The organism is Phenylobacterium sp., from assembly GCF_035309685.1.
Classification (GTDB): Bacteria; Pseudomonadota; Alphaproteobacteria; order Caulobacterales; family Caulobacteraceae; genus Phenylobacterium.
This window is the reverse complement of the sequence record NZ_DATGEX010000059.1, coordinates 1-18,681: the sequence shown is the minus strand read 5'-3', so window position 1 is coordinate 18,681 and position 18,681 is coordinate 1. Positions and strand designations below refer to the sequence as shown.

Here is an 18,681-nt window from a genome sequence, read left to right as displayed (position 1 = left end):
ATCCGCGTCCAGGCGACCGGCGCCAGGCAGTTGGAGCGCACGTTGTTGCGGGCGCCCTCCATGGCGATGATCCGCGAGAGGCCCGCGATGCCCATCTTGGCCGCGCCATAGTTGGCCTGGCCGATGTTGCCGAACAGGCCGCTGGTCGAGGTGAAGAACATATAGGCGCCGTCGTTCTGTTCGCGGAACAGCTCGATGGTGGCGCGGGCCACGTTGAAGGAGCCGCGCATGTGGACCGCGATCACCGCGTCCCAGTCCTGCTCGGTCATCTTGTGGAACATCACGTCGCGCAGGATGCCCGCCGGATTGATCACCGCGTGCAGGCCGCCGAAGGTCTTCTTGGCCAGGTCGACCATGCCGTAGACGGCGTCGAGGTTGGTCACGCTGTCGGAGTTGGAGACGGCTTCGCCGCCGGCGGCGCGGATTTCTTCGCAGACCTTCTCGGCCGCCGAGGCGGAGCCTTCGTCGTCGCCCTTGAGGCTGCCGCCGAGGTCGTTGACCACGACCTTCGCGCCTTCCTGGGCCGCGATCAGGGCGCAGTCGCGCCCGATGCCGTTGCCGCCGCCTGTAACCAGGACCACCTTGCCGTCTAACGCGCCCATCTGAATTCTCCCTAGGATCTATGGGGCGACAGTTATTCGAGGCGGTCCGCCTTGCGCAAGGCGGGAAACAGGAAGGCCCACGAGCCGGTGACGATCACCGCGCCGACCCCGCCGAACAGGGCCGCGCCGACGGGACCCAAGAAGCGGGCCGCGACTCCGCTCTCGAATTCGCCCAGCTCGTTGGAGGCGCCGATGAACACCGATGAGACGGCGGCGACCCGGCCGCGCATGGCGTCGGGCGTGACCAGCTGGACCAGCGTCTGGCGGACGTAGACGCTGAGCATGTCGGCCCCGCCGAGGATGGCCAGCGCCGCCACCGACAGCGCCAGGCTCTTCGAGAGCGCGAAGACGCAGGTGGCGACGCCGAAGGTCGCCACGCCGGCGAACATGAACACCCCGGCCTTCTTGCGGATCGGATTGGCCGCCAGCAGCAGGGCCACGACCGTCGCCCCGATGGCCGGGCCGGAGCGCAGGAGGCCGAAGCCCTGGGGCCCTACGTGCAGGATGTCGCGGGCGAAGACCGGCAGCAGCGCGGTCGCGCCGCCCAGCAGCACCGCGAAGAGGTCGAGGCTGATGGCGCCAAAGACGATCTTCTGGTTCCAGACGTAGGCGAGGCCCTCTTTCATGAGGGTCCAGCGCGAGCCGGGATTGACCACCGGCTGGCCGCTCTTGCGGACGGCGAGCGTGCAGGCGGCGGCGACGCCATAGAGGGCGAAGGTGGTGAAATAGGCCCAGGCCGGCGAGGTCGCGACCAGGAGGCCGCCGGCCGCGGGGCCGATGATCGAGGCGGTCTGCCAGGCCAGGGAATTCCAGGCGATCGACCGCGGCAGGAGGTCTCGCGGCACCAGCATCGGTCCGAGCGCGGTCGAGGCGGGGTTGAAGAAGGCCCGCGCCGCCCCGAACAGGAAGCCGACGATCAGCAGCATGGGGACCGAGGCGGCTCCGCGCCAGGTGGCGACGGCGAGCGTCAGGACGGTGGCGACCTCGCCGGCGTAGCAGACCAGCAGCACCTTCTTGCGGTCGTGGCGGTCGGCGATCTCGCCCGCCGGCAGGGTGAGCAGGAACACCGGAATGAAGGCGGCGAGCCCGATCATCCCCACCAGGAACGAGCTTTCCTTCACCGTGTGGGTCAGGCGCGCCAAGGCGTACATCTGCCAGCCCATGGCGACGCTCTGGATCTGGGCGGCGAACCCGCCGGTCCAGCGCGAGACCCAGAAGAACAGGTAGTCGCGCTCCTTCAGGAGAGCGCGGGCCGAGGGGACGGGCAGGGGAACGGTCTCGGCCATGGGCAGGTGCAACCTGCCTCAAACCGGCGCCGGCCCGCAACGCCTGCGTTACCGCCTAACGCCTCAGTCCAGGCAGCGGCGGATGAAGCCGGAGGCCAGTTCGATGGACTGGCGCGCGCAGGGCGTGCTGGTCTGCTCCCAGACGTGGGTTTCGGCCTCCCACAGGCGCACGGTGAGATCGCCGCCGAATTCGCGCATCCGGTCGGCCAGCCGCACGGCGTCGTCGAACAGGATGTCGCCCTTCGACGCGTGGATCAGCATCGGCGGGAAGCCGGAGAAGTCGCCGTAGAGCGGGGAGGCGATGGGATCGGTGGCGCATTTGCCCTGCAGGTAGAGATGCGCCATCAGCGCCAGGGACTCCATGGTCGAGCCGGTCGTGCCGCTCATGCTGGCGGCGACCACCGACCAGCTCTGCAGCGACAGGTCCACCCAGGGGGACAGCAGGACGATGCCGTCGGGCAGGGCGTCGCCGTCGTCGCGCAGCTCCTGCAGGGCGGCCAGCAGGACGGCGGAGCCGGCGGAGTCGGCCAGCGCGACCATCGGCTCGTCCGGCCAGGTCTCGCGGAACCAGCGGTAGGCGGCGACGATGTCGTCCACCGCCGCGGGGCAGGGATCCTCCGGCGCCAGGCGGTAGCTGGGGGCGAACACCCGCGCGTTCGCCGCCGCCGCGAAGCGCGCCACCATGGCGGTGAGCCGGGCGCTGCGCTCGGCGATGAACGAGCCGCCGTGCACGTAGAAGACGAAGCCGTCCGGCTCGCCCTTCACGGGTGCGAACCATTCGCTGGGGGCCGGCGGGGCGGCGAGCGGAGAATAGGGGGCGGCGACGCGCACGGCGTTGGCGTCGACGATCGCCGAAAGGGCGGCGCTCAGGCGCGCGTGCTTGTCGCGGCCGCGCGCGATGAAGTCGGTCGCCGCGGCGCGGTCGCGCAGCCAAAGCTTCAGGCCGTGGCGCAGCCCAAGGGTGATGAGCGCCTGATCGCGGCGGAAACGCAGGCGCCGCGCGAGCGCGCGCAGGCGGCCGAGCGGCGTGGCCAACTCCATGTCGATCAGGCGCACGCCCTGACCTGCTTGCTCGATCTGGCCGTCGAAAACAGTTGCGTCCATACTCGGCCCCACCGCCCGCTGGATAACGCTGCAATGCCGGAGGATAGCCCGAAGTCCCGATCCCGCCTATTCGGCGAGGGAATCGCCTATGCCGAGCTCTATCCCAGCATCGGCCGACGGCTGGAGGCGGCGCTGAATTCGAGCCGCCCGGAGATCCGGCGGCGCCTCAGCGCGCTCAAGGCGGCGGAGGTGGCCAACCAGGCCAAGCGGCACGAGAAACTGATGCGCGATTTCGGCCTGACGATCACCGAGGCCAGGTTGGCCATGTACCTGGGCGAAGGCGGCTCGGTGGCCGGCTATGCCGAGGTGTTCGGCGTCGCGGTCAGCACGGTGCGCAGCCAGCTGAAGTCGGTCTTCGCCAAGACCGGCGTCAATCGGCAGGGCGCGCTGGCGGCGATCGTCCCGCGGCCCTGAGCCGTTCGCCGCCCCCGGCGCGCGACCACCGACGACGCCCTAGGCGCATGCCGCGGCCGTGCGGCGGCTGCGCAGCATGAGGCCCAGGCCGCCGAAGCCGACGGCCATCAGCGCCCACGTCCCCGGCTCCGGCGCGCCGGCGGCGGTGTCGCCGAGGTCGTTGAAGCTCACCGTCACATTGCCGAAATAGGCGGTGGAATTCACGATGGCTTCGTCCGCGAAGGTGAAGGTCTGATTGTTGTCGAGGATCGGGCAGGCCATCGGGCCGCCGGGGCTCGGCGCGCCGCAGTCGCCGCCCAGGCTGTAGTTGAAGACGAAGATTGGCCCGGCGGCCGGCGCATCGCTCAATATCGTGAGGACCGTCGTGCCGCGGTTGCCGCTCGGCGACCAGAACAGGATATTGTAGAGGTCCCTGCCGCCCGGCTCGCGCCAGGCGATTTCGTAGTAGGCCGCCGTGACGGAACCGTCGTGGTTGGCGAAAGGATAGACCAGGGGGAGCGGCCCATCCCCGCTGCCGATGCCCCACTGGTCCCCCTGCGGCGCGGCGTCGGCCGTCCCGGTGGCGGCGTAGCCGTGCAGCGACAGGTCGTAGGTCAGGACACCGCCCCGTTCGGTGAGATAGACGTGCCCGTCCTGGGCGCGGGCCGCGCCGGCGGTTGCTGCGGTGGCAAGGGCGAGCGCGAGGCCCGCAAGACGGAATTTGGCGCTGGCCCCGGCCAAGAACGGTTTCATGAGTTTCCCCCATCGGCCGCACAACCGCGACGAGTGACCGTAACGGCCTCGCTTGTGGCGACATCCCCCAAATGGGGTATGAAAACGCCACCATCTTCCCCCCTCGGGCGAGCCAGGCTCGCCGGCTTCGGTGGGCGCGGCCCGCAGCCAGTCGGTCTTCGCCAAGACCGGGGTCAATCGGCAGGGCGCGCTGGCGGCGATTGTCCCGCGGCCCTGAGCCCGGCGGGCGCTCGCCTTCGAGGCGCATAAAATCCGATTTTCATACCCCATTTGGGAGACGACGCGTCCGGTCGGGCGCCTAACCTTGCGCCATCGTTCCGCTGGAACAGCAGGCAAGGGGTTGGGTGATGACGGGCTTGAAGATGTTGGGATCGCGGCGACCGTCAGGTTTCGCCGCCGTGGCTTTGACGGCCGCGCTGCTTTCCGCGAGCGCGGCGGGCGCGACCACGTTCACGGCTGACTTTTCCGGTCCAGGCCTGGACCCGAACCTTAGCTTTTCCCCGACAGGCAGTGTCGGCGTCGCGGTCGGCGGCGGCGTGGCGGCGATCGGCCAGGGCAGGGGCGCCGGCACGGCGGTTGGCATCGTCTCCACGAATTTCACGGTGAACGGCGACTTCACCGCCACCATCACCGGCGACTTCTCCGGGTTCGCGCCGGCCTGCAATCTCTGCGGCAACCAGGAGGCGGGAGTCTTCCAGGCCAATTTCAACGCCGGCGGCGTCGCCAACCTGTTTGGGGTCAGCGACGAGAATTTCGCCGTCGGCCTCGGTGACAACATGGACGACAACCCGGCCCAGATCGAGCGCGGCTTCTTCCATTCCGGCGGCGATTTCGTGAACTCATTCCAGATCCGGCGGATCGGCGGCGTGGTGACCATCGGCGTCGGCATCGGCGGCGGGAATTCCTTCGACGTCCGCCAGACGTCCTCCGCCGCCAATCTCCAGGGGCCCGTCGCCCTCGAATTCTATTTCGAGAACGGCAACAACAACGGCGCCGCCGGCAGCACAAGCTGGAGCAACTTCACCATCACGGGGGACAGTTTCGATGGGCTCCAGGCCGTCGGCGGCGCGGCGCCCGAACCCGCCGCCTGGGCGCTGATGATCGCGGGCTTCGGCCTAGCCGGCGCGGCGCTGCGAAGCCGGCGGCGGAAGGCTCCGGCCTGACGGTGAGGCGGCCCCGAGATTGACCTTGGGGCCAATCGCCCCTATTTGCGCCGGCCTCGACCACAGGTCTTCCGGCCATGCGACGACTGCGACGAACCGGGCGCGCGACCCGCGCCTGCTAATCCGCCTCCGGATGCGCGCCCATTTCAGGGCCGCGCGTTCGGATTTTCGTCGTCCCTGTCGAGTATCCCAAAGCCCATGTCCGCCCAGTCCACCCCAGCCCAGCCGGGGGCGTCGCCGCCGGCGATCACCCTGCAGTTCGAACGGCCCGAAGACGGGCCGCTGGTCGACGCGCTAATCGAGCGCGCCTTCGGCCCCGGCCGCTACGCCAAGTCCTCCGAGCGGGTGCGCGAGTTCGCGACCTTCGCGCCGGAGATGTCCGTCTGCGCCTGGAGCCCGGAGTCGCGGGGGGACCTGCGCCTGCTGGGCTGTGCGCGCATGTGGCATGTCCGCGTGGGCGGCCAGCCGGTGATGTTCCTGGGCCCCTTCGCCGTCGAGCTGGGGGAGCGCAACGCTGGCTTTGGCGCGCGGCTGATCGCGCGCGCCTGCGAGGCCGCGCAGGCCGCCGGCCAGAGCCATGTGGTGCTGGTGGGCGACGAGACCTACTTCAGCCGCGTGGGCTTCGCCACCGCGCCCGGCCGGGCGGTCATCCTGCCCGGGCCGGTGGATCAGCGGCGCGTGCTGGTGCGTGCGCTGACCGCCGAGGCCGGCGAGCTCGCCGGGCCCGTCGAGCCCGCTTGAGGCGACCGGCGGGCGCGCCTACCTTCACCGCATGGCCGACGAAGCGGTGAGACCGGGACTCGAGGGGATCGTCGCGGCGGCGAAGCAGGCGCCGGGCCGCGGCTTGCCGCCGGTGCATCTGTGGAATCCGGCGCACTGCGGCGAGATCGACATCGTCATCCGCAAGGACGGGGTCTGGTTCCACGAGGGGACGCCGATCGGGCGCGAGGCGCTGGTGCGCCTGTTCTCCACGGTGCTGCGCAAGGACCCCGACGGCATCCACCTGGTGACCCCGGTGGAGAAGATGAAGATCACCGTCGAGGACGCGCCATTCATCGCCACCCGGGTGGACCGGGTGGGCGAGGCCCTGCGCTTCCTGACCAACGTCGGCGACGAGGTCGAAGCGGGGCCGGAGAACTACATCCGCGTCGAGATGGGCCAGGACGGCGAGCCGCGGCCCTATCTGCATGTGCGGCGCGGCCTGGAGGCGCTGATCGCGCGGCCGGTGTTCTACGAACTGGTGGAGCTGGCCGAGGAGCGGGAGACGAGCGACGGCCCGACGCTGGGCGTGGCCTCGAACGGCGCCTGGTATCCGGTGGGCCCGGCGAGAGCGCACCAGCTGTGAGCCTGCTGGGCGGGCGGGGCGACCTGCGGGACTGGATCGGCGACCATCTGGATCCGCTGGAGACCTACGAACAGTCGCAGGCCGGGCCGCAGCGCTCCGACTTCGACCTCTCGCGCGCCTACCCCGATCCGAGCGAGGGTCCGCCTACCCCGGCCGCGGTCCTGATCGCGCTGGTGGAACGCGAGCAGGGGCTGAACGTGATCCTGACCCGGCGGGCCGACACGCTGCGCCGCCACACCGGCCAGATCGCGCTGCCGGGCGGCAGGCGCGATCCCGGCGAGACGCCCTGGCAGACGGCGCTGCGCGAGGCGCACGAGGAGATCGGGCTGGAGCCGGGGTTCGTCAGCGTGGCGGGCCTCTCGACGCCCTACCGCACCGGCACCGGCTATCTGATCACGCCGGTCGTGGGCTTCGTGCGGCCGGGCTTCACGCTCACGGCCAATCCCGACGAGGTGGCCGACATCTTCGAGACGCCGTTCGGCTTCCTGATGGACCCGGCCAATCTGGAGGAGCACGAGCGGGAGCTGCCGTCCGGTGAAAAGCGGCGCTTCTACGCCTATACCCACGAGGACCGGTTCATCTGGGGCGCCACGGCGGGGATGCTGCGGGCGCTCTACGACCGGCTCTATGGAGCCGCCGTTGCCTGAGATCGTCTTCTGGCGCCTGCTGCTGGTCGCCGCCCCGTTCGCGGTGTGGTTCGTCTGGGGTTTCTGGGCGAAGCGCACGGGCCGGCCGATGGGCTCGACGCCCTGGGCCTGGCTGGCGGTGATCGGGCTGGTGCTGGTCGGCCTTTCGCTGGTCGCGACGGCCATCTTCCATCCCGACAACCGGCGCGAGGTCTATGTGCCGGGCCAGGTCCGCCCCGACGGCACGGTGAGCAAGGGCTATTTCGAGAAGGGCCCGCGAGCGCCTGGGCCGCCTTCGCCTAGGAACTGGGCCAAATGAGCGAGACCCTCGGCCAACGCCCCTGGATGACCGCAGCCGACACGGCGGCGGTGCTGGACGCCCTGGAGGCGGCGGGCGGCGCCGACTGTGCGCGCTTCGTGGGCGGCTGCGTGCGCAACACCCTGATCGGCAAGCCGGTCAGCGACATCGACATCGCCACGCGACTGACGCCCGACGAGGTGACCGCCGCGCTGAAAGCGGCCGGACTGAAGGCCGTGCCGACCGGCGTCGAGCATGGCACGGTGACGGCGGTCGCCGGCGGCAAGCCGTTCGAGATCACCACCCTGCGCCGCGACGTCGCGACCGATGGCCGGCGTGCGGTGGTGGCCTTCACCGACGATTGGGCGGAAGACGCGCGACGCCGCGACTTCACCCTGAACAGCCTCTACGCCAGCCGCGACGGGAGCGTGTTCGACCCGACGGGGCACGGCTGCGCCGACGCGCGGGCCGGGCGCATCGTCTTCGTGGGCGAGGCCGAGGAACGGGTGCGGGAGGACTACCTGCGCATCCTGCGGTTCTTCCGCTTCTTCGCTTGGTATGGCGCCAGCCCGGCCGACGCGGCGGCGCTGGAGGCCTGCGAGGCGCTGAAGGACGGGATCGAGACGCTCTCGGCGGAGCGGGTCTCCAAGGAACTGCTGAAGCTGCTGGCGGCCGACGATCCGCGCGAGGCGGTGGCGTTGATGGCGCAGAGCGGGGTGCTGGGCGAGGTGCTGCCGGCGCCGATCGATCTGGAGCGGTTCAACGGCCTGGTGGCCATCGAGGACGATCAGCTGTTCGAGAACGACCCAGTGCTGCGGCTGGCGGCCCTGCTGCCGGACGACCAGGCGGGCGCGATGCGGTTCGCCGAGCGTCTGCGGCTGGCCAACGCCGAGCGGGACCGGATCGCCGCAGCGCTCGCGCGGACGCCGGAGTTCAAGAGCTGGATGAGCCCGCGCGAGATCCGGCGGACGGTCTACCGCCTGGGCGCGCAGCCGTTCCGCGACCGCGCCAAGCTCGCCTGGGCGCGGGCCGACCGGTCGGCGACCACGCCGCAATGGCGCGGCATGATCGCGCTGGGTGAAGGCTGGACGCGGCCCGCCTTTCCGCTGACCGGTGAGGACGTCATCGCCGCCGGCGCGCCCAGGGGCCCGATGGTCGGCCAGGTGCTGCGCGAGGTGGAGGACTGGTGGGTCGACCACGACTTCATCGACGACAGGATGTCGACCATCGAGAAGCTGAAGTCGGTGGTGCAGGGGATGGCGTTCTAGCCGGCGCGGCGCGATTGAGATTTACATCTGTCATATTTCCAGGCACCGTCGCGAGCGATGAACCTTGGAGGGGTGGCGATGTTGGGGTTGGCGGACGTGTTCGCGGATGCGGCTTTGCCGCAGAAGCTGGTGATGGCGGCCCTGCTCCTCAGCCTGCCGGCGGCGCTCGTAGCGGCGGCCAGGGCGTGGCGGCGCGGCGCGCCGCGATCGATCTTCGCGTCGCAGCTGTGCATCGCCGGACCGGCGCTCGGCCTGCTCGCTGGCGCGCTGAACGCCTTGCACATGACCCAGACCATCGCGCGGCTTCCACAGGCGGCGACGTCGAAAGACCTGGCGCCGGGCATCGCGGAGATCGCCTTGCTGGTGGGGCTGGGCGCCCTGGCCGGGCTCGTCGCGGTCGGCGTGAACGGGATGATCGAGCGCCACGCGCGGCCGTAGCTGCGCGGGGGCATGGCTTTCTGCTATGCCCCCGGTCCATGACCAGGATCGGAATCCTCAAGACCGGCCGCCCGCCCAGGGCCTGCATTCCCGAGTTCGGGACCTATCCCGACATGTTCGAGGGGCTGCTGGGGCGGGACGCCTACGACTGGCGGACGTTCAATGTCGACGAGGGCGAGCTGCCGGCCAGTCCCACCGCGTGCGACGGCTATCTGATCACCGGCGGTGCCGCGGGCGCCTACGAGCCGCTGCCGTGGATCGCGCCGTTCGAGGACTTCCTGCGGGCGGCCAAGGGGCAGGCGGCGCTGGTCGGCGTCTGCCTTGGCCACCAGATCATGGCCCAGGCCTTCGGGGGCAAGGTGATCAAGTCGCCCAAGGGCTGGGCGGTCGGCGAGCACGACTACCGGGTGCTGCGGCAGGAACCCTGGATGGCGGGCGATCCGGCGCAGGCGATCCGCCTGCCGGCCAGCCACCAGGACCAGGTGGTGGAACAGCCGCCGGGCGCCGAAGTCTGGGCGGCCAGCGACTTCACGCCCTTCGCGGGGCTGGTGTGGCCGGGCGAGCGGGCGATCTCGATGCAGCCGCATCCGGAATTCGATCCAGCCTACGCCAAGGCGCTGATCCAGAGCCGCGTCGACGGCCCGCTGACGCCGGAGCAGGCCCAGCAGGGCCTGGCGAGTTTCGAGGCGCCCGACGACCGGGCGCGGCTGGGCGGCTGGATCGCGGCGTTCCTGGCGGAGAGCGCCTAGGTCCAGGCGACCAGCGGCGGCATGGAACTCAGGATCGTCTCGATGTTGCCGCCGGCTTTCAGGCCGAACATGGTGCCGCGGTCGTAGAGCAGGTTGAACTCGACGTAGCGGCCGCGGCGGACCAGCTGCTGGGCGCGGTCGGCGTCGTCCCAGGGCTCGTCCATGTGGTGGCGGACGATCTTGGGATAGACGTCGAGGAAGGCCTCGCCGACCGCGCGGGTGAAGGCGAAGTCCTTTTCGAAATCGCCGGTGTTGTGGCGGTCGTAGAAGATGCCGCCGACGCCGCGCATCTCGCCCCGGTGCGGCAGGAAGAAGTACTCCTCGCACCAGGCCTTGTACTTTCCATACCAATCGGGGTCGAAAGGATCGCAGGCGTCCTGCATGGCCTTGTGGAAGAGGACCGTGTCGTCGGCTTCCTGGGTCCGTTGCTCGTCCAGCATGGGGGTCAGGTCCGCCCCGCCGCCGAACCAGCTCTCCGCGGTCGACAGGAAGCGGGTGTTCATGTGGACGGTGGGCACGCGCGGCGACCGCGGATGGACGATCAGGCTGATCGAGGCCGAGACGTAGGAGGGGTCGACCTCGGCGCCCGGCATGGTCTTGGCCATCTCCGGCGAGAACTTCGCCGTCGCCGCCGAGGTGTGGACCCCGGCCTTCTCGAACAGGCGCCCGCGGAAGTGGCCGCCGACGCCGCCGCCGGTCCCGGTCTCCCGCGTCCAGGGGCGCAGGTCGAAGCGGCCCGGCGGGTCGGGATAGAGCTCCGAGGGCGCCTCGTCCTCGAGCTGTTCGAGGGTGGCGACGATGCGGGTCTGCAGCGACTCGAACCAGGCCTTGGCGCGATCGCGGCGGGCGAGGATTTCGGGCGACAGATTGGAGGAGGTGGTGGTCATGGACCCGCTTGCTAGCCGCTCGGCGCCCCTGTTGGGAAGCCATCGGTCTGCCGAAGCGCCTCGGAAAGGGCGATCGCGGCGCTGACCGTCAGGTTCAAGGAGCGGGCGCCGGGCGCCAGCGGGATGAACAGGCGCACGTCGGCGGCCTCATGCACCTCCGGCGGCGCGCCCGAGCTCTCGCGGCCGAAGAGGAGGGTGTCGCCGGCCTGGAATTCGAAGCCGTGCAGGGGCGCCGCGCCCTTGGTGGTGAAGAGGATCAGGCGGCCCGCCGCGCGCTGCGGGCTGCCAAGGAAATCGGCCCAGGACGGGTGGCGGGTGAGGTCGGCCAGAGCGCCGTAGTCCATGGCCGCGCGGCGCACGCCGGCGTCGGAAAGCGGGAAGCCGCAGGGCTCGATCACGTCGATCGGGACGCCAAGACAGGCGCCCAGGCGCAGGGCGGCGCCGACGTTTTGCGGAATGTCCGGTTGAAAAAGGGCCAAACGCATTCTAAGCGATCCGCGACGGGTTAGGCCGGGGTGGAAGTACGAATCACGGGAGAGGTCTCGCAAGGCGCCGGGTCGGGCGTCCAGGGGGCTCCCGGTCAGTGCGTTCTGTGCGAACCTGTCGTGACGAAAAAGGCCTTACCAGAGCGTCTGGTTGGGTCCAAAGACTAAGGCCCCGCAAGCTCTGCGGCGGGCCTTGAAACGAAGGGTAGTTTTAGGTGGCTGACACCGTCGCGGGCGCAAGTCCCGATCTGCACGCTTCGGGTGACGACCCGAACCGTCGTGACTTCATCCACATCGCCGCCGGCGTCGCCGCGCTTGGCGCGGTTGGCGGTCTCGCCTGGCCGTTCATCGACCAGATGAACCCGGCCGGCGACACGCTCGCGCTCGCCTCCATCGAGTTCGACCTGTCGAAGGTCGTCGAGGGCCAGCAGGTGGTGGTGAAGTGGCGCGGCAAGCCGCTCTTCGTCCGCTACCGCACGGCCAAGGAAATCGAAGCGGCGATCAAGGACGATCACGCCGATCTGCGCGATCCGGCGACCGACGAGAGCCGCCACAAGCCCGGCAAGGCGCAGTACCTGGTGCTGGTCGGCGTCTGCACGCACCTGGGCTGCGTGCCGACCTTCGGCGGCGGCGACTACGGCGGCTGGCTCTGCCCCTGCCACGGCTCGGTCTACGACACCTCCGGCCGCATCCGCCGGGGCCCAGCCCCGCTGAACCTGGCGGTTCCGGACTATGCGTTCCTCTCTGACTCCAAGATCAAGGTCGGCTGAGCATGAGCGGACATTCAACCTACGAGCCGAAGTCGGGTTTTGAGCGCTGGCTGGATTCTCGCCTGCCGATCATCCGCTTCGCCAACGACACCATCGTCACCTTCCCGACGCCGAAGAACCTGAACTACTGGTGGACCTTCGGCGGGGTGCTCTCGCTGATGCTGGGCATCCAGATCGTCACCGGCATCATCCTGGCGATGCACTATGTTCCCAACGCGGACCTCGCCTTCAACTCGGTCGAGCACATCCGGCGCGACGTGAACTACGGCTGGCTCGTGCAGTTCATGCACGCCAACGGCGCCTCGATGTTCTTCCTGGCGGTCTACATCCACATCTTCCGCAACCTCTACTACGGCTCCTACAAGGCGCCGCGCGAGGTGCTGTGGATCCTGGGTTGCATCATCTACCTCCTGATGATGGCCACCGGCTTCTTCGGCTACGTGCTGCCCTGGGGCCAGATGAGCTTCCACGGCGCGGTGGTGATCACCAACCTGATCGGCGCGATCCCCGTGGTCGGCCCGTCGATCACCACGCTACTGTGGGGCGGTTTCGCGGTGGATAACCCGACGCTGAACCGCTTCTTCTCGCTGCACTACCTGCTGCCGTTCATGATCGCCGGCGTCGTGGGCTTGCACATCTGGGCGCTGCACGTGCCGGGGAACAACAACCCGACCGGCGTGAACGTGAAGTCCGAGACCGACACGGTGCCCTTCCACCCGTACTACACGGTGAAGGACGGCTTCGCGATTTCGGTGTTCCTGATCGTCTACGCGGCCTTCGTCTTCTACATGCCCGACGCGCTTGGCGACGCGGCCAACTACGTCAAGGCCAACCCCTTGCAGACCCCGCAGCACATCGTGCCGGAATGGTACCTGTTGCCGTTCTACGCGATCCTGAGGGCCGTCCCGAACAAGCTGATGGGCGTGCTGTTCATGTTCGCGGCCATCGGCACGCTGTTCGTGCTGCCCTGGCTCGACACGTCGAAGGTGCGCTCCATGCGCTACCGCCCGACGGCGCGGATCTACTACTTCATCTTCATCCTGGCCTGCCTGGTGCTGGGCGTCTGCGGCGCCCACGCGCCGGACGACCTGGTGATCCCGCACAGCGGCGGCGTGCAGTTCCTGGACGCCGACCTCGACAGCTACGTGTGGCTCTCGCGGATCGGGGCGCTCTACTACTTCGCCTACTTCTGGGTGATCACACCGCTCTTGGGGCTCACCGAGACCCCGCTGGCTGTGCCGGAGTCGATCTCCTCGCCCGTCCTGTCGCATCCCGCCTCCGCGCCCGCCGGCGCCGTGGCGTCGCCTGAAAAGAGGGGTTGAGCCTGATGCTGCGCAAAGGTTTCGCGTTCGCGGCGCTCGGGCTCGTCCTTCTGGCTGGTCCGGCGCTCGGCGCCACCACCGAGAAGGAGCCCGCCGACGTCCACTGGTCGTTCGAGGGCCCGTTCGGCAAGTTCGACAAGGAACAGGTCCAGCGGGGCTACAAGGTCTATCGGGAGGTCTGCTCGGCCTGCCACTCGATGGAGCAGATGTCCTTCCGCAACCTCGGGCAGAAGGGCGGGCCGTTCTACGACCCGAAGTACCCCAACCCGAACAACAACCCGGTGGTGAAGTCGCTGGCCCATGACATCCAGGTCAAGGACATCGACACCGACACGGGCGACGTGATCAGCCGTCCGGCGACGCCGGCCGACAAGTTCCCGGCGCCCTTCGCCAACGAATACGCCGCGGCCGCTTCCAATGGCGGCAAGGCTCCGCCTGACCTGTCGGTGATGGCCAAGGCCCGCGAAGGCGGCCCGCGCTACATCTATTCGCTGCTCACCGGATTCAGGAACCCGCCCGCGGGCCTGACGATCCCGACCGGCAAGTACTACGACCCCTACTTCCCCGGCGACCTGTCGGGCAGCTGGCACGGCTCGCCCAAGGCGGTGCCCGAGGGCGGCATGATCGGCATGCCCCCGCCGCTGGCGCCCGGCAAGGTGACCTTCGACGACGGCAAGCCGTCCACGGTGCAGGAGGAAGCCACCGACGTGGCCGCCTTCCTGATGTGGGCCGCCGAGCCCAAGATGGAGGAGCGCAAGCAGTTCGGCTTCGGGGCGATGATCTATCTCTTGATCTTCTCGGGCCTGCTCTACGCCAGCTACAAGCGGCTGTGGCGCAACGTCGAGCACTAGCTCGGTGTTCTTCGCGAACATGAGGGCCTCGGCGCGAGCCGGGGCCCTTTCTTTTTGGCCACGGAAAGCACGGAAAGAGCACGGAAGAAGAAAGTGGAAGATTCAACCACGGACGGACACAGACGCACACGGACCTGTCCTGCCGCTTGAAAGGCCGAAGGCCATCTTCCGGTGGGCTCTGCCCTAGGATCAGAAGGCGAGCTGCGCTCGCGGTGAGCAAAACGCGTCCGTGTGCGTCTGTGTCCGTCCGTGGTTGAATCCTCTTTCCGTGCTCTTTCCGTGTTTTCCGTGGCCGATCTTAGGGCGCTAGGGCTTCACCGGGGCGAGTAGCAGTTTGCCCGCCGGGAAGTCGAAGCGCAGGCGGTAGTGGGACAGCAGCTGCGTCCCGATCTGGCCGGCCAGCGCCGGGTCCTCGGCTTTCATCAGGCCGGCGGGCAGGTTCTCCGACAGGGCGCCGGCGAAGGACAGCGCGCGCAGGCGTGGGAAGGCGATGCCATAGGGGTAGAGCTCCTTGGGCTTGGGCGCGCCCGGGGCGGCGGCGAGCGCGTCGCTGAGGCGGATCGCGGTGTCGGCGCCGATGCCTGGGGTGAAGGCGCCGGAGAAGGCGTGAGGGCCGTCCGACACCGCGGCGCGCACCACCGGGCGGTCGGCCAGCCAATCCATGGGGAGCGTGATGGCGGGACCGAAACCTTTGCGGGGGCGAGGGCTCAGGGTGACGCGGCAGGGCCTGAACTGCACGTCCAGGACGAAGCCCTTCAGGACGTCGGCGCCAATGACGCCGGAGATGGGCGTCGGGAGCGCGCCGGTGCGCAGGTCGATGGCCAGGACCTGCACCGGGCGGTTGGGGAGGGTCAGGCCCGCCAGCCGGATCTCGCCGTTCAGGGCCGTCTCCACATAGCCAGCGGTCTGCGCCTGGCTCTCGGCCAGGATGGTGTGGGGCGTGGCGGTGTCGAGGATGTAGTCCCCGGGCCAGCCCATCACCTCGGCGCCGACCACGATGACATTGTTCTCGAACCAGCACCGCGCCTCGCCCGCCAGCGCGGGGCCGGCGGTCAGCGCCAAGACGGCGGAAAGGGCGAGGCTCGCGCGACTCACGGTGGGTTCACGAAGCAAAGCATAGCTGCGCCGCAAGGCCATCGCGACGGGCGCTCAAGTCAGCGGGCGCCTTTCGAACGCCAAAACCGGCGCCTACCTTGGCTCCCATGGCCTTTTCCCCCGCCTGGCGGAACTTCAAGCGCATGCAGGACCTGACGGTGGCCGCCGCCAGCCTGATCTATGCGGCCGCGGTGGTGCACGCGCTCGGCCGCTTCCCGGCGAGTCCGGCGCTCACCCTGCGCTGGACGCTGCTGTGGCCGGCCGCCTATCTGGGCTTCTCGCTGGCGATCCCGCTTTTGGTCGGGCCGCTGAAGCGGTGGCTCACCAAATACGTCTGGATGAGTTTCAAGGCGGGCTTTGGCCAGACGCCAGGGTCGGTGATCGTGGGGATGGCGCTGCTGATCGGGGCTGGCCTCTTGATCTACCGCCAGATCGGCCGCGCCGTGCAGACCGGCGTGGTCGGCGTCGACCTCTTCGCCTGCTACGCCGCCGGCATCGGCATCCTGGCCGCCCAGGCGGTGCTGGTCCGCGTGCTGGAGCGCGATCCCGAGGTCCGCGCGCGGATCGTCACCTCCCCCGCGGAGCGGCGGGAGGGGGACCGCGCCCCGTAGAGGGCGTGGTGGAGGGGGCGAGCCCCATCCGCTGCGCCCTACACAATCTGGTCCATCCGCCGAGGCTGAGGTTCGCCCCCTCCACCATCGGCTCTTCGGCCGATGGTCCCCCTCCCGCCGCTCCGCGGGGGAGGTAAGTCAGCTCTCGCCCCGCACGCCCGAATTCTTGCTGAAGTGCGCGAGCGTCCGCAGCTTCGACAGCCGCGCCGAGTCCTCGTGGTAGCCATTGGGCGCCACAAAGGCGTGGCCGGCGTCGTAGAGGTGGACGGGCAGGTCGGGGTGGGCTTCGCGGATCGCTTCGACGCGGTCCGGCGGGATGAGTTCGTCGGTCTTGCCGAGGTGCAGGATGGTCGGGACCCTGGGGGTTTCGGCCAGGTAGTCGGGGATCTGGCCGCCGTAGAAGGACGAGACGGCGGCGAGGCCTGAGCAGCGCGCCGCCGCCAGCCAGGCGCCCGTGCCGCCGAAGCAGAAGCCCATGGCGAAGACGGGCGGCGCCAGGGCGTCGACCGCCGCCTGTACGAGGTCGAGCACGTCTGCGCCCCAATGGGTCTGTTCGGCGAAACCCATCTGTTGCGCCATCAGGTCCGGGTCGGTGTCGCGCTGGGCGAAGCCCGGCTGCAGGCGGTCGAAGAGGCTCGGGACCAGGACCTCGTAGCCGCCCTCAGCGTAGTCGTCGGCGAGCGCGCGCAGGTGCGGGGTGACGCCCCAGATGGCGTGCAGGATGACCAGGCCGCCGCGGCGGGCGTCGCTGACGCCCGCGCGATAGGCCTCGAATTCGAAGCCATCCTTGGCGCTGGTCAGGCGAACGGTCTCGCCCATCAGCCCTAGGCCTTGTCGAACAGCTCGAGCGTGCGGTGCCGGGCGAGGTCGGCGGCCTCGGCGTTGTAGCGCTCGGGGCTCTCGTTGTTGAAGCCGTGGCCGGCGCCTTCGTAGATGTAGACGGGCGTGTCCGGGTGGTGCTCGGCGACTGCGGCGGCCACCTCGTCGGCGGGGATGCCGTGGTCGGTGCGGCCCAGGTGGACGATGGCCGGGCACTTCAGCGCCTGGGCGGCGTTGGCCTGCACCATGGAGCCGTAGTAGCTGGAGGCGGCGGCGAGGCCGTCCACCGCGCCGGCCGCGAGCCAGGCCAGCGAGCCGCCGTAGCAGTAGCCGACGATGCAGACCTTCTCGCCGCGGGTGCGCAGGAAGGCCGCGCAGGCGGCGATGTCGCCCATGGCCTGCTCGCGGGGCGTGCCCATGGCGTGCGCCACGCCGGCCTTGATGCCGGCGTCGTCGTGCTTGGCCAGAAAGCCGGGCTCGCGGCGGTCGTACATGGAGGGCGCGATGGCCTCGTAGCCCATCTTGGCCCAGCGGGCGACGTCGGCGCGGACGTACTCGTCGATGCCGAAGATCTCCTGGATCACGATCACCCCGCCCTTGCGCGGCGTCATGGCCGGCTCGTGGTAGGCGTTGAACTCGAAGCCGTCGGCGCCGGCGATCTTGATGGTCTCGGCCATGGTCGTGATCTCTCGAAGTTTAGACGTTGAAGCGGAAGTTCATCACGTCGCCGTCCTTGACGACATAGTCCTTGCCTTCCTGGCGCAGCTTGCCGGCGTCTCTGGCGCCCGCCTCGCCCTTCAGGCGGACATAGTCGTCAAACGCGATGGTCTCGGCGCGGATGAAGCCCTTCTCGAAGTCGGTGTGGATGACCCCGGCGGCCTGGGGCGCGGTGTCGCCCTTGTGGATGGTCCAGGCGCGCGCCTCCTTCGGGCCGGCGGTGAAGTAGGTCTGCAGGCCGAGCAGATGATAGGCCTCGCGGATCAGCCGGTTGAGGCCTGGTTCGGCGAGGCCAAGCGTCTCCAGGAACTCGCCGCGTTCGGCGGCGTCGAGCATGGCGATCTCGCTCTCGATCTGGGCGGAGATGGCGACGCTGTCGGCGCCGTCGCGGGCGGCGCGCTCGGCCACCAGCTTCGACATTTCGTTGCCCTCGGCGGCGGCGGCCTCGTCGACGTTGGCGACGTAGAGGGCGGGCTTGGAGGTCAGCAGCTGCAGCATCTGCCAGGCCTTCTGGTCCTCGGCGGCCACGGTCGCCTTGCGGGCCGGGCGGCCGGCGTTCAGCTCGGCCAGCGCCAGCTGCACCAGGCGAAGTGTCTGGGCGCTTTCCTTGTCGCCGGCCTTGGCGCGCTTCTCGAGGTTGACCACCCGCTTTTCCAGGCTCTCCAGGTCGGCCAGCATCAGCTCGATCTCGATGGTCTCCAGGTCGGCGAGCGGATCGACCTTGCCCTCGACGTGGGTGATGTCGTCGTCGATGAAGCAGCGGGCGACGAAGGCCACGGCGTCGCAGTCGCGGATGTGGGAGAGGAACTGGTTGCCCAGCCCCTCGCCTTGCGAGGCGCCCCTCACCAGCCCCGCCACGTCGACGAAGTTGATCCGGGCCGCAATGATCTCCTTGGACTGGGCGATCTTCGCCAGCGGCGCCAGCCGTGGCTCGGGCACGGCCACGTCGCCGACGTTGGGCTCGATCGTGCAGAACGGATAGTTCGCCGCCTGCGCCGCAGCGGTCTCGGTGAGCGCGTTGAACAGGGTCGACTTGCCGACGTTGGGCAGGCCGACGATTCCGCAATTGAAACCCATGATTTACTCTTCGAGGGATAGC

Annotated in this window: 24 protein-coding genes; 13 read left to right on the top strand and 11 right to left on the bottom strand. The window is 69.5% G+C overall.

The annotated features are described in order from the left end of the window. The 3 genes from VKQ35_RS18175 to VKQ35_RS18165 all read right to left on the bottom strand — a co-directional run. Positions 1–602, bottom strand: a 602-nt coding sequence (locus tag VKQ35_RS18175) for an SDR family NAD(P)-dependent oxidoreductase (protein ID WP_324364130.1), incomplete at its 3' end; no start/stop codon positions are given. 32 nt (positions 603–634) lie between these two features. Continuing rightward, on the bottom strand, positions 635–1,888 hold the full coding sequence (locus tag VKQ35_RS18170; RefSeq protein ID WP_324364129.1) for an MFS transporter: 1,254 nt from the start codon (positions 1,886–1,888) through the stop codon (positions 635–637). 63 nt (positions 1,889–1,951) lie between these two features. Beyond that, positions 1,952–2,992 (bottom strand): alpha/beta hydrolase fold domain-containing protein, encoded by a 1,041-nt coding sequence (locus VKQ35_RS18165; RefSeq protein ID WP_324364128.1) that lies wholly within the window; start codon positions 2,990–2,992, stop codon positions 1,952–1,954. Positions 2,993–3,025: 33 nt separating this feature from the next. Here VKQ35_RS18165 and VKQ35_RS18160 point away from each other — a divergent pair, with 33 nt between their 5' ends. Then, positions 3,026–3,406, top strand: a complete 381-nt coding sequence (locus VKQ35_RS18160; RefSeq protein WP_324364127.1) for a helix-turn-helix transcriptional regulator — start codon at positions 3,026–3,028, stop codon at positions 3,404–3,406. A 39-nt stretch (positions 3,407–3,445) separates the two neighbouring features. Here VKQ35_RS18160 and VKQ35_RS18155 read toward each other — a convergent pair whose 3' ends face one another. After that, on the bottom strand, positions 3,446–4,138 hold the full coding sequence (locus VKQ35_RS18155; RefSeq protein ID WP_324364126.1) for a PEP-CTERM sorting domain-containing protein: 693 nt from the start codon (positions 4,136–4,138) through the stop codon (positions 3,446–3,448). Positions 4,139–4,436: 298 nt separating this feature from the next. After that, complete coding sequence (locus VKQ35_RS18150) at positions 4,437–4,592, bottom strand: hypothetical protein (protein ID WP_324364125.1); 156 nt, start codon at positions 4,590–4,592, stop codon at positions 4,437–4,439. Between the two features lie 82 nt (positions 4,593–4,674). Here VKQ35_RS18150 and VKQ35_RS18145 point away from each other — a divergent pair, with 82 nt between their 5' ends. The 8 genes from VKQ35_RS18145 (at position 4,675) to VKQ35_RS18110 (ending at position 10,025) form a co-directional block, all read left to right on the top strand. After that, on the top strand, positions 4,675–5,301 hold the full coding sequence (locus tag VKQ35_RS18145) for a PEPxxWA-CTERM sorting domain-containing protein (RefSeq protein ID WP_324364124.1): 627 nt from the start codon (positions 4,675–4,677) through the stop codon (positions 5,299–5,301). 198 nt (positions 5,302–5,499) lie between these two features. Beyond that, positions 5,500–6,042, top strand: coding sequence for an N-acetyltransferase (locus VKQ35_RS18140; RefSeq protein WP_324364123.1), 543 nt, complete (start codon positions 5,500–5,502; stop codon positions 6,040–6,042). Positions 6,043–6,073: 31 nt separating this feature from the next. Next, positions 6,074–6,646, top strand: a complete 573-nt coding sequence (locus tag VKQ35_RS18135; RefSeq protein WP_324364122.1) for a DUF1285 domain-containing protein — start codon at positions 6,074–6,076, stop codon at positions 6,644–6,646. Next, positions 6,643–7,293, top strand: coding sequence for a CoA pyrophosphatase (locus VKQ35_RS18130; protein ID WP_324364121.1), 651 nt, complete (start codon positions 6,643–6,645; stop codon positions 7,291–7,293). The genes VKQ35_RS18135 and VKQ35_RS18130 overlap by 4 nt, the downstream gene beginning before the upstream one ends. Further along, complete coding sequence (locus VKQ35_RS18125; protein ID WP_324364120.1) at positions 7,286–7,591, top strand: hypothetical protein; 306 nt, start codon at positions 7,286–7,288, stop codon at positions 7,589–7,591. Before VKQ35_RS18130 ends, VKQ35_RS18125 begins: the two co-directional genes overlap by 8 nt. Further along, positions 7,588–8,838: a CCA tRNA nucleotidyltransferase gene (locus tag VKQ35_RS18120; protein ID WP_324364119.1), complete on the top strand. Its 1,251-nt coding sequence runs from the start codon at positions 7,588–7,590 to the stop codon at positions 8,836–8,838. The genes VKQ35_RS18125 and VKQ35_RS18120 overlap by 4 nt, the downstream gene beginning before the upstream one ends. A gap of 96 nt (positions 8,839–8,934) precedes the next feature. Beyond that, entirely contained in the window at positions 8,935–9,276 is a 342-nt protein-coding gene (locus tag VKQ35_RS18115; protein WP_324364131.1) for a hypothetical protein, read from the top strand. A 38-nt stretch (positions 9,277–9,314) separates the two neighbouring features. Beyond that, entirely contained in the window at positions 9,315–10,025 is a 711-nt protein-coding gene (locus tag VKQ35_RS18110) for a type 1 glutamine amidotransferase (protein ID WP_324364118.1), read from the top strand. Here the strand turns inward: VKQ35_RS18110 and hemF are convergent. Further along, positions 10,022–10,912, bottom strand: a complete 891-nt coding sequence (gene hemF / locus VKQ35_RS18105; protein ID WP_324364117.1) for an oxygen-dependent coproporphyrinogen oxidase — start codon at positions 10,910–10,912, stop codon at positions 10,022–10,024. The two genes, VKQ35_RS18110 and hemF, sit on opposite strands and share 4 nt — an antisense overlap. A gap of 11 nt (positions 10,913–10,923) precedes the next feature. Continuing rightward, positions 10,924–11,397, bottom strand: coding sequence for a tRNA (cytidine(34)-2'-O)-methyltransferase (locus VKQ35_RS18100; protein ID WP_324364116.1), 474 nt, complete (start codon positions 11,395–11,397; stop codon positions 10,924–10,926). 215 nt (positions 11,398–11,612) lie between these two features. On the opposite strand from VKQ35_RS18100, the gene petA reads away from it, so the two are divergent. The 3 genes from petA to VKQ35_RS18085 are packed head-to-tail and all read left to right on the top strand — an operon-like array spanning position 11,613 to position 14,340. Further along, entirely contained in the window at positions 11,613–12,167 is a 555-nt protein-coding gene (gene petA, locus VKQ35_RS18095; RefSeq protein ID WP_324364115.1) for a ubiquinol-cytochrome c reductase iron-sulfur subunit, read from the top strand. Between the two features lie 2 nt (positions 12,168–12,169). Continuing rightward, positions 12,170–13,489, top strand: coding sequence for a cytochrome b (locus VKQ35_RS18090; RefSeq protein ID WP_324364114.1), 1,320 nt, complete (start codon positions 12,170–12,172; stop codon positions 13,487–13,489). A 5-nt stretch (positions 13,490–13,494) separates the two neighbouring features. Continuing rightward, positions 13,495–14,340 carry a cytochrome c1 gene (locus VKQ35_RS18085; RefSeq protein ID WP_324364113.1) on the top strand — a complete coding sequence of 282 codons (846 nt, stop codon included), beginning with the start codon at positions 13,495–13,497 and terminating at the stop codon, positions 14,338–14,340. Between the two features lie 306 nt (positions 14,341–14,646). On the opposite strand, the gene VKQ35_RS18080 is transcribed toward VKQ35_RS18085, so the two are convergent. Next, entirely contained in the window at positions 14,647–15,435 is a 789-nt protein-coding gene (locus VKQ35_RS18080) for a hypothetical protein (protein ID WP_324364112.1), read from the bottom strand. Positions 15,436–15,542: 107 nt separating this feature from the next. On the opposite strand from VKQ35_RS18080, the gene VKQ35_RS18075 reads away from it, so the two are divergent. Continuing rightward, positions 15,543–16,046: a hypothetical protein gene (locus tag VKQ35_RS18075; RefSeq protein WP_324364111.1), complete on the top strand. Its 504-nt coding sequence runs from the start codon at positions 15,543–15,545 to the stop codon at positions 16,044–16,046. 138 nt (positions 16,047–16,184) lie between these two features. Here the strand turns inward: VKQ35_RS18075 and VKQ35_RS18070 are convergent, their stop codons facing one another. From VKQ35_RS18070 to ychF, 3 genes are read right to left on the bottom strand one after another with little or no spacing between them, the layout of a single operon-like run. Beyond that, positions 16,185–16,865: a dienelactone hydrolase family protein gene (locus VKQ35_RS18070; protein WP_324364110.1), complete on the bottom strand. Its 681-nt coding sequence runs from the start codon at positions 16,863–16,865 to the stop codon at positions 16,185–16,187. A 5-nt stretch (positions 16,866–16,870) separates the two neighbouring features. Next, positions 16,871–17,542 (bottom strand): dienelactone hydrolase family protein, encoded by a 672-nt coding sequence (locus tag VKQ35_RS18065; RefSeq protein WP_324364109.1) that lies wholly within the window; start codon positions 17,540–17,542, stop codon positions 16,871–16,873. A 19-nt stretch (positions 17,543–17,561) separates the two neighbouring features. Beyond that, positions 17,562–18,659, bottom strand: coding sequence for a redox-regulated ATPase YchF (gene ychF / locus VKQ35_RS18060; RefSeq protein WP_324364108.1), 1,098 nt, complete (start codon positions 18,657–18,659; stop codon positions 17,562–17,564). Positions 18,660–18,681 lie beyond the last annotated feature (22 nt).

Bases quoted from the DNA above. Each gene is read 5' to 3' on its own strand.
- VKQ35_RS18170 (WP_324364129.1), bottom strand. From the start codon at position 1,888: ATGGCCGAGACCGTTCCCCTGCCCGTCCCCTCGGCCCGCGCTCTCCTG.
- VKQ35_RS18165 (WP_324364128.1), bottom strand. From the start codon at position 2,992: ATGGACGCAACTGTTTTCGACGGCCAGATCGAGCAAGCAGGTCAGGGC.
- VKQ35_RS18160 (WP_324364127.1), top strand. From the start codon at position 3,026: ATGCCGGAGGATAGCCCGAAGTCCCGATCCCGCCTATTCGGCGAGGGA.
- VKQ35_RS18155 (WP_324364126.1), bottom strand. From the start codon at position 4,138: ATGAAACCGTTCTTGGCCGGGGCCAGCGCCAAATTCCGTCTTGCGGGC.
- VKQ35_RS18140 (WP_324364123.1), top strand. From the start codon at position 5,500: ATGTCCGCCCAGTCCACCCCAGCCCAGCCGGGGGCGTCGCCGCCGGCG.
- VKQ35_RS18135 (WP_324364122.1), top strand. From the start codon at position 6,074: ATGGCCGACGAAGCGGTGAGACCGGGACTCGAGGGGATCGTCGCGGCG.
- VKQ35_RS18120 (WP_324364119.1), top strand. From the start codon at position 7,588: ATGAGCGAGACCCTCGGCCAACGCCCCTGGATGACCGCAGCCGACACG.
- VKQ35_RS18110 (WP_324364118.1), top strand. From the start codon at position 9,315: ATGACCAGGATCGGAATCCTCAAGACCGGCCGCCCGCCCAGGGCCTGC.
- hemF (WP_324364117.1), bottom strand. From the start codon at position 10,912: ATGACCACCACCTCCTCCAATCTGTCGCCCGAAATCCTCGCCCGCCGC.
- VKQ35_RS18100 (WP_324364116.1), bottom strand. From the start codon at position 11,397: ATGCGTTTGGCCCTTTTTCAACCGGACATTCCGCAAAACGTCGGCGCC.
- VKQ35_RS18090 (WP_324364114.1), top strand. From the start codon at position 12,170: ATGAGCGGACATTCAACCTACGAGCCGAAGTCGGGTTTTGAGCGCTGG.
- VKQ35_RS18085 (WP_324364113.1), top strand. From the start codon at position 13,495: ATGCTGCGCAAAGGTTTCGCGTTCGCGGCGCTCGGGCTCGTCCTTCTG.
- VKQ35_RS18075 (WP_324364111.1), top strand. From the start codon at position 15,543: ATGGCCTTTTCCCCCGCCTGGCGGAACTTCAAGCGCATGCAGGACCTG.
- VKQ35_RS18070 (WP_324364110.1), bottom strand. From the start codon at position 16,865: ATGGGCGAGACCGTTCGCCTGACCAGCGCCAAGGATGGCTTCGAATTC.
- VKQ35_RS18065 (WP_324364109.1), bottom strand. From the start codon at position 17,542: ATGGCCGAGACCATCAAGATCGCCGGCGCCGACGGCTTCGAGTTCAAC.
- ychF (WP_324364108.1), bottom strand. From the start codon at position 18,659: ATGGGTTTCAATTGCGGAATCGTCGGCCTGCCCAACGTCGGCAAGTCG.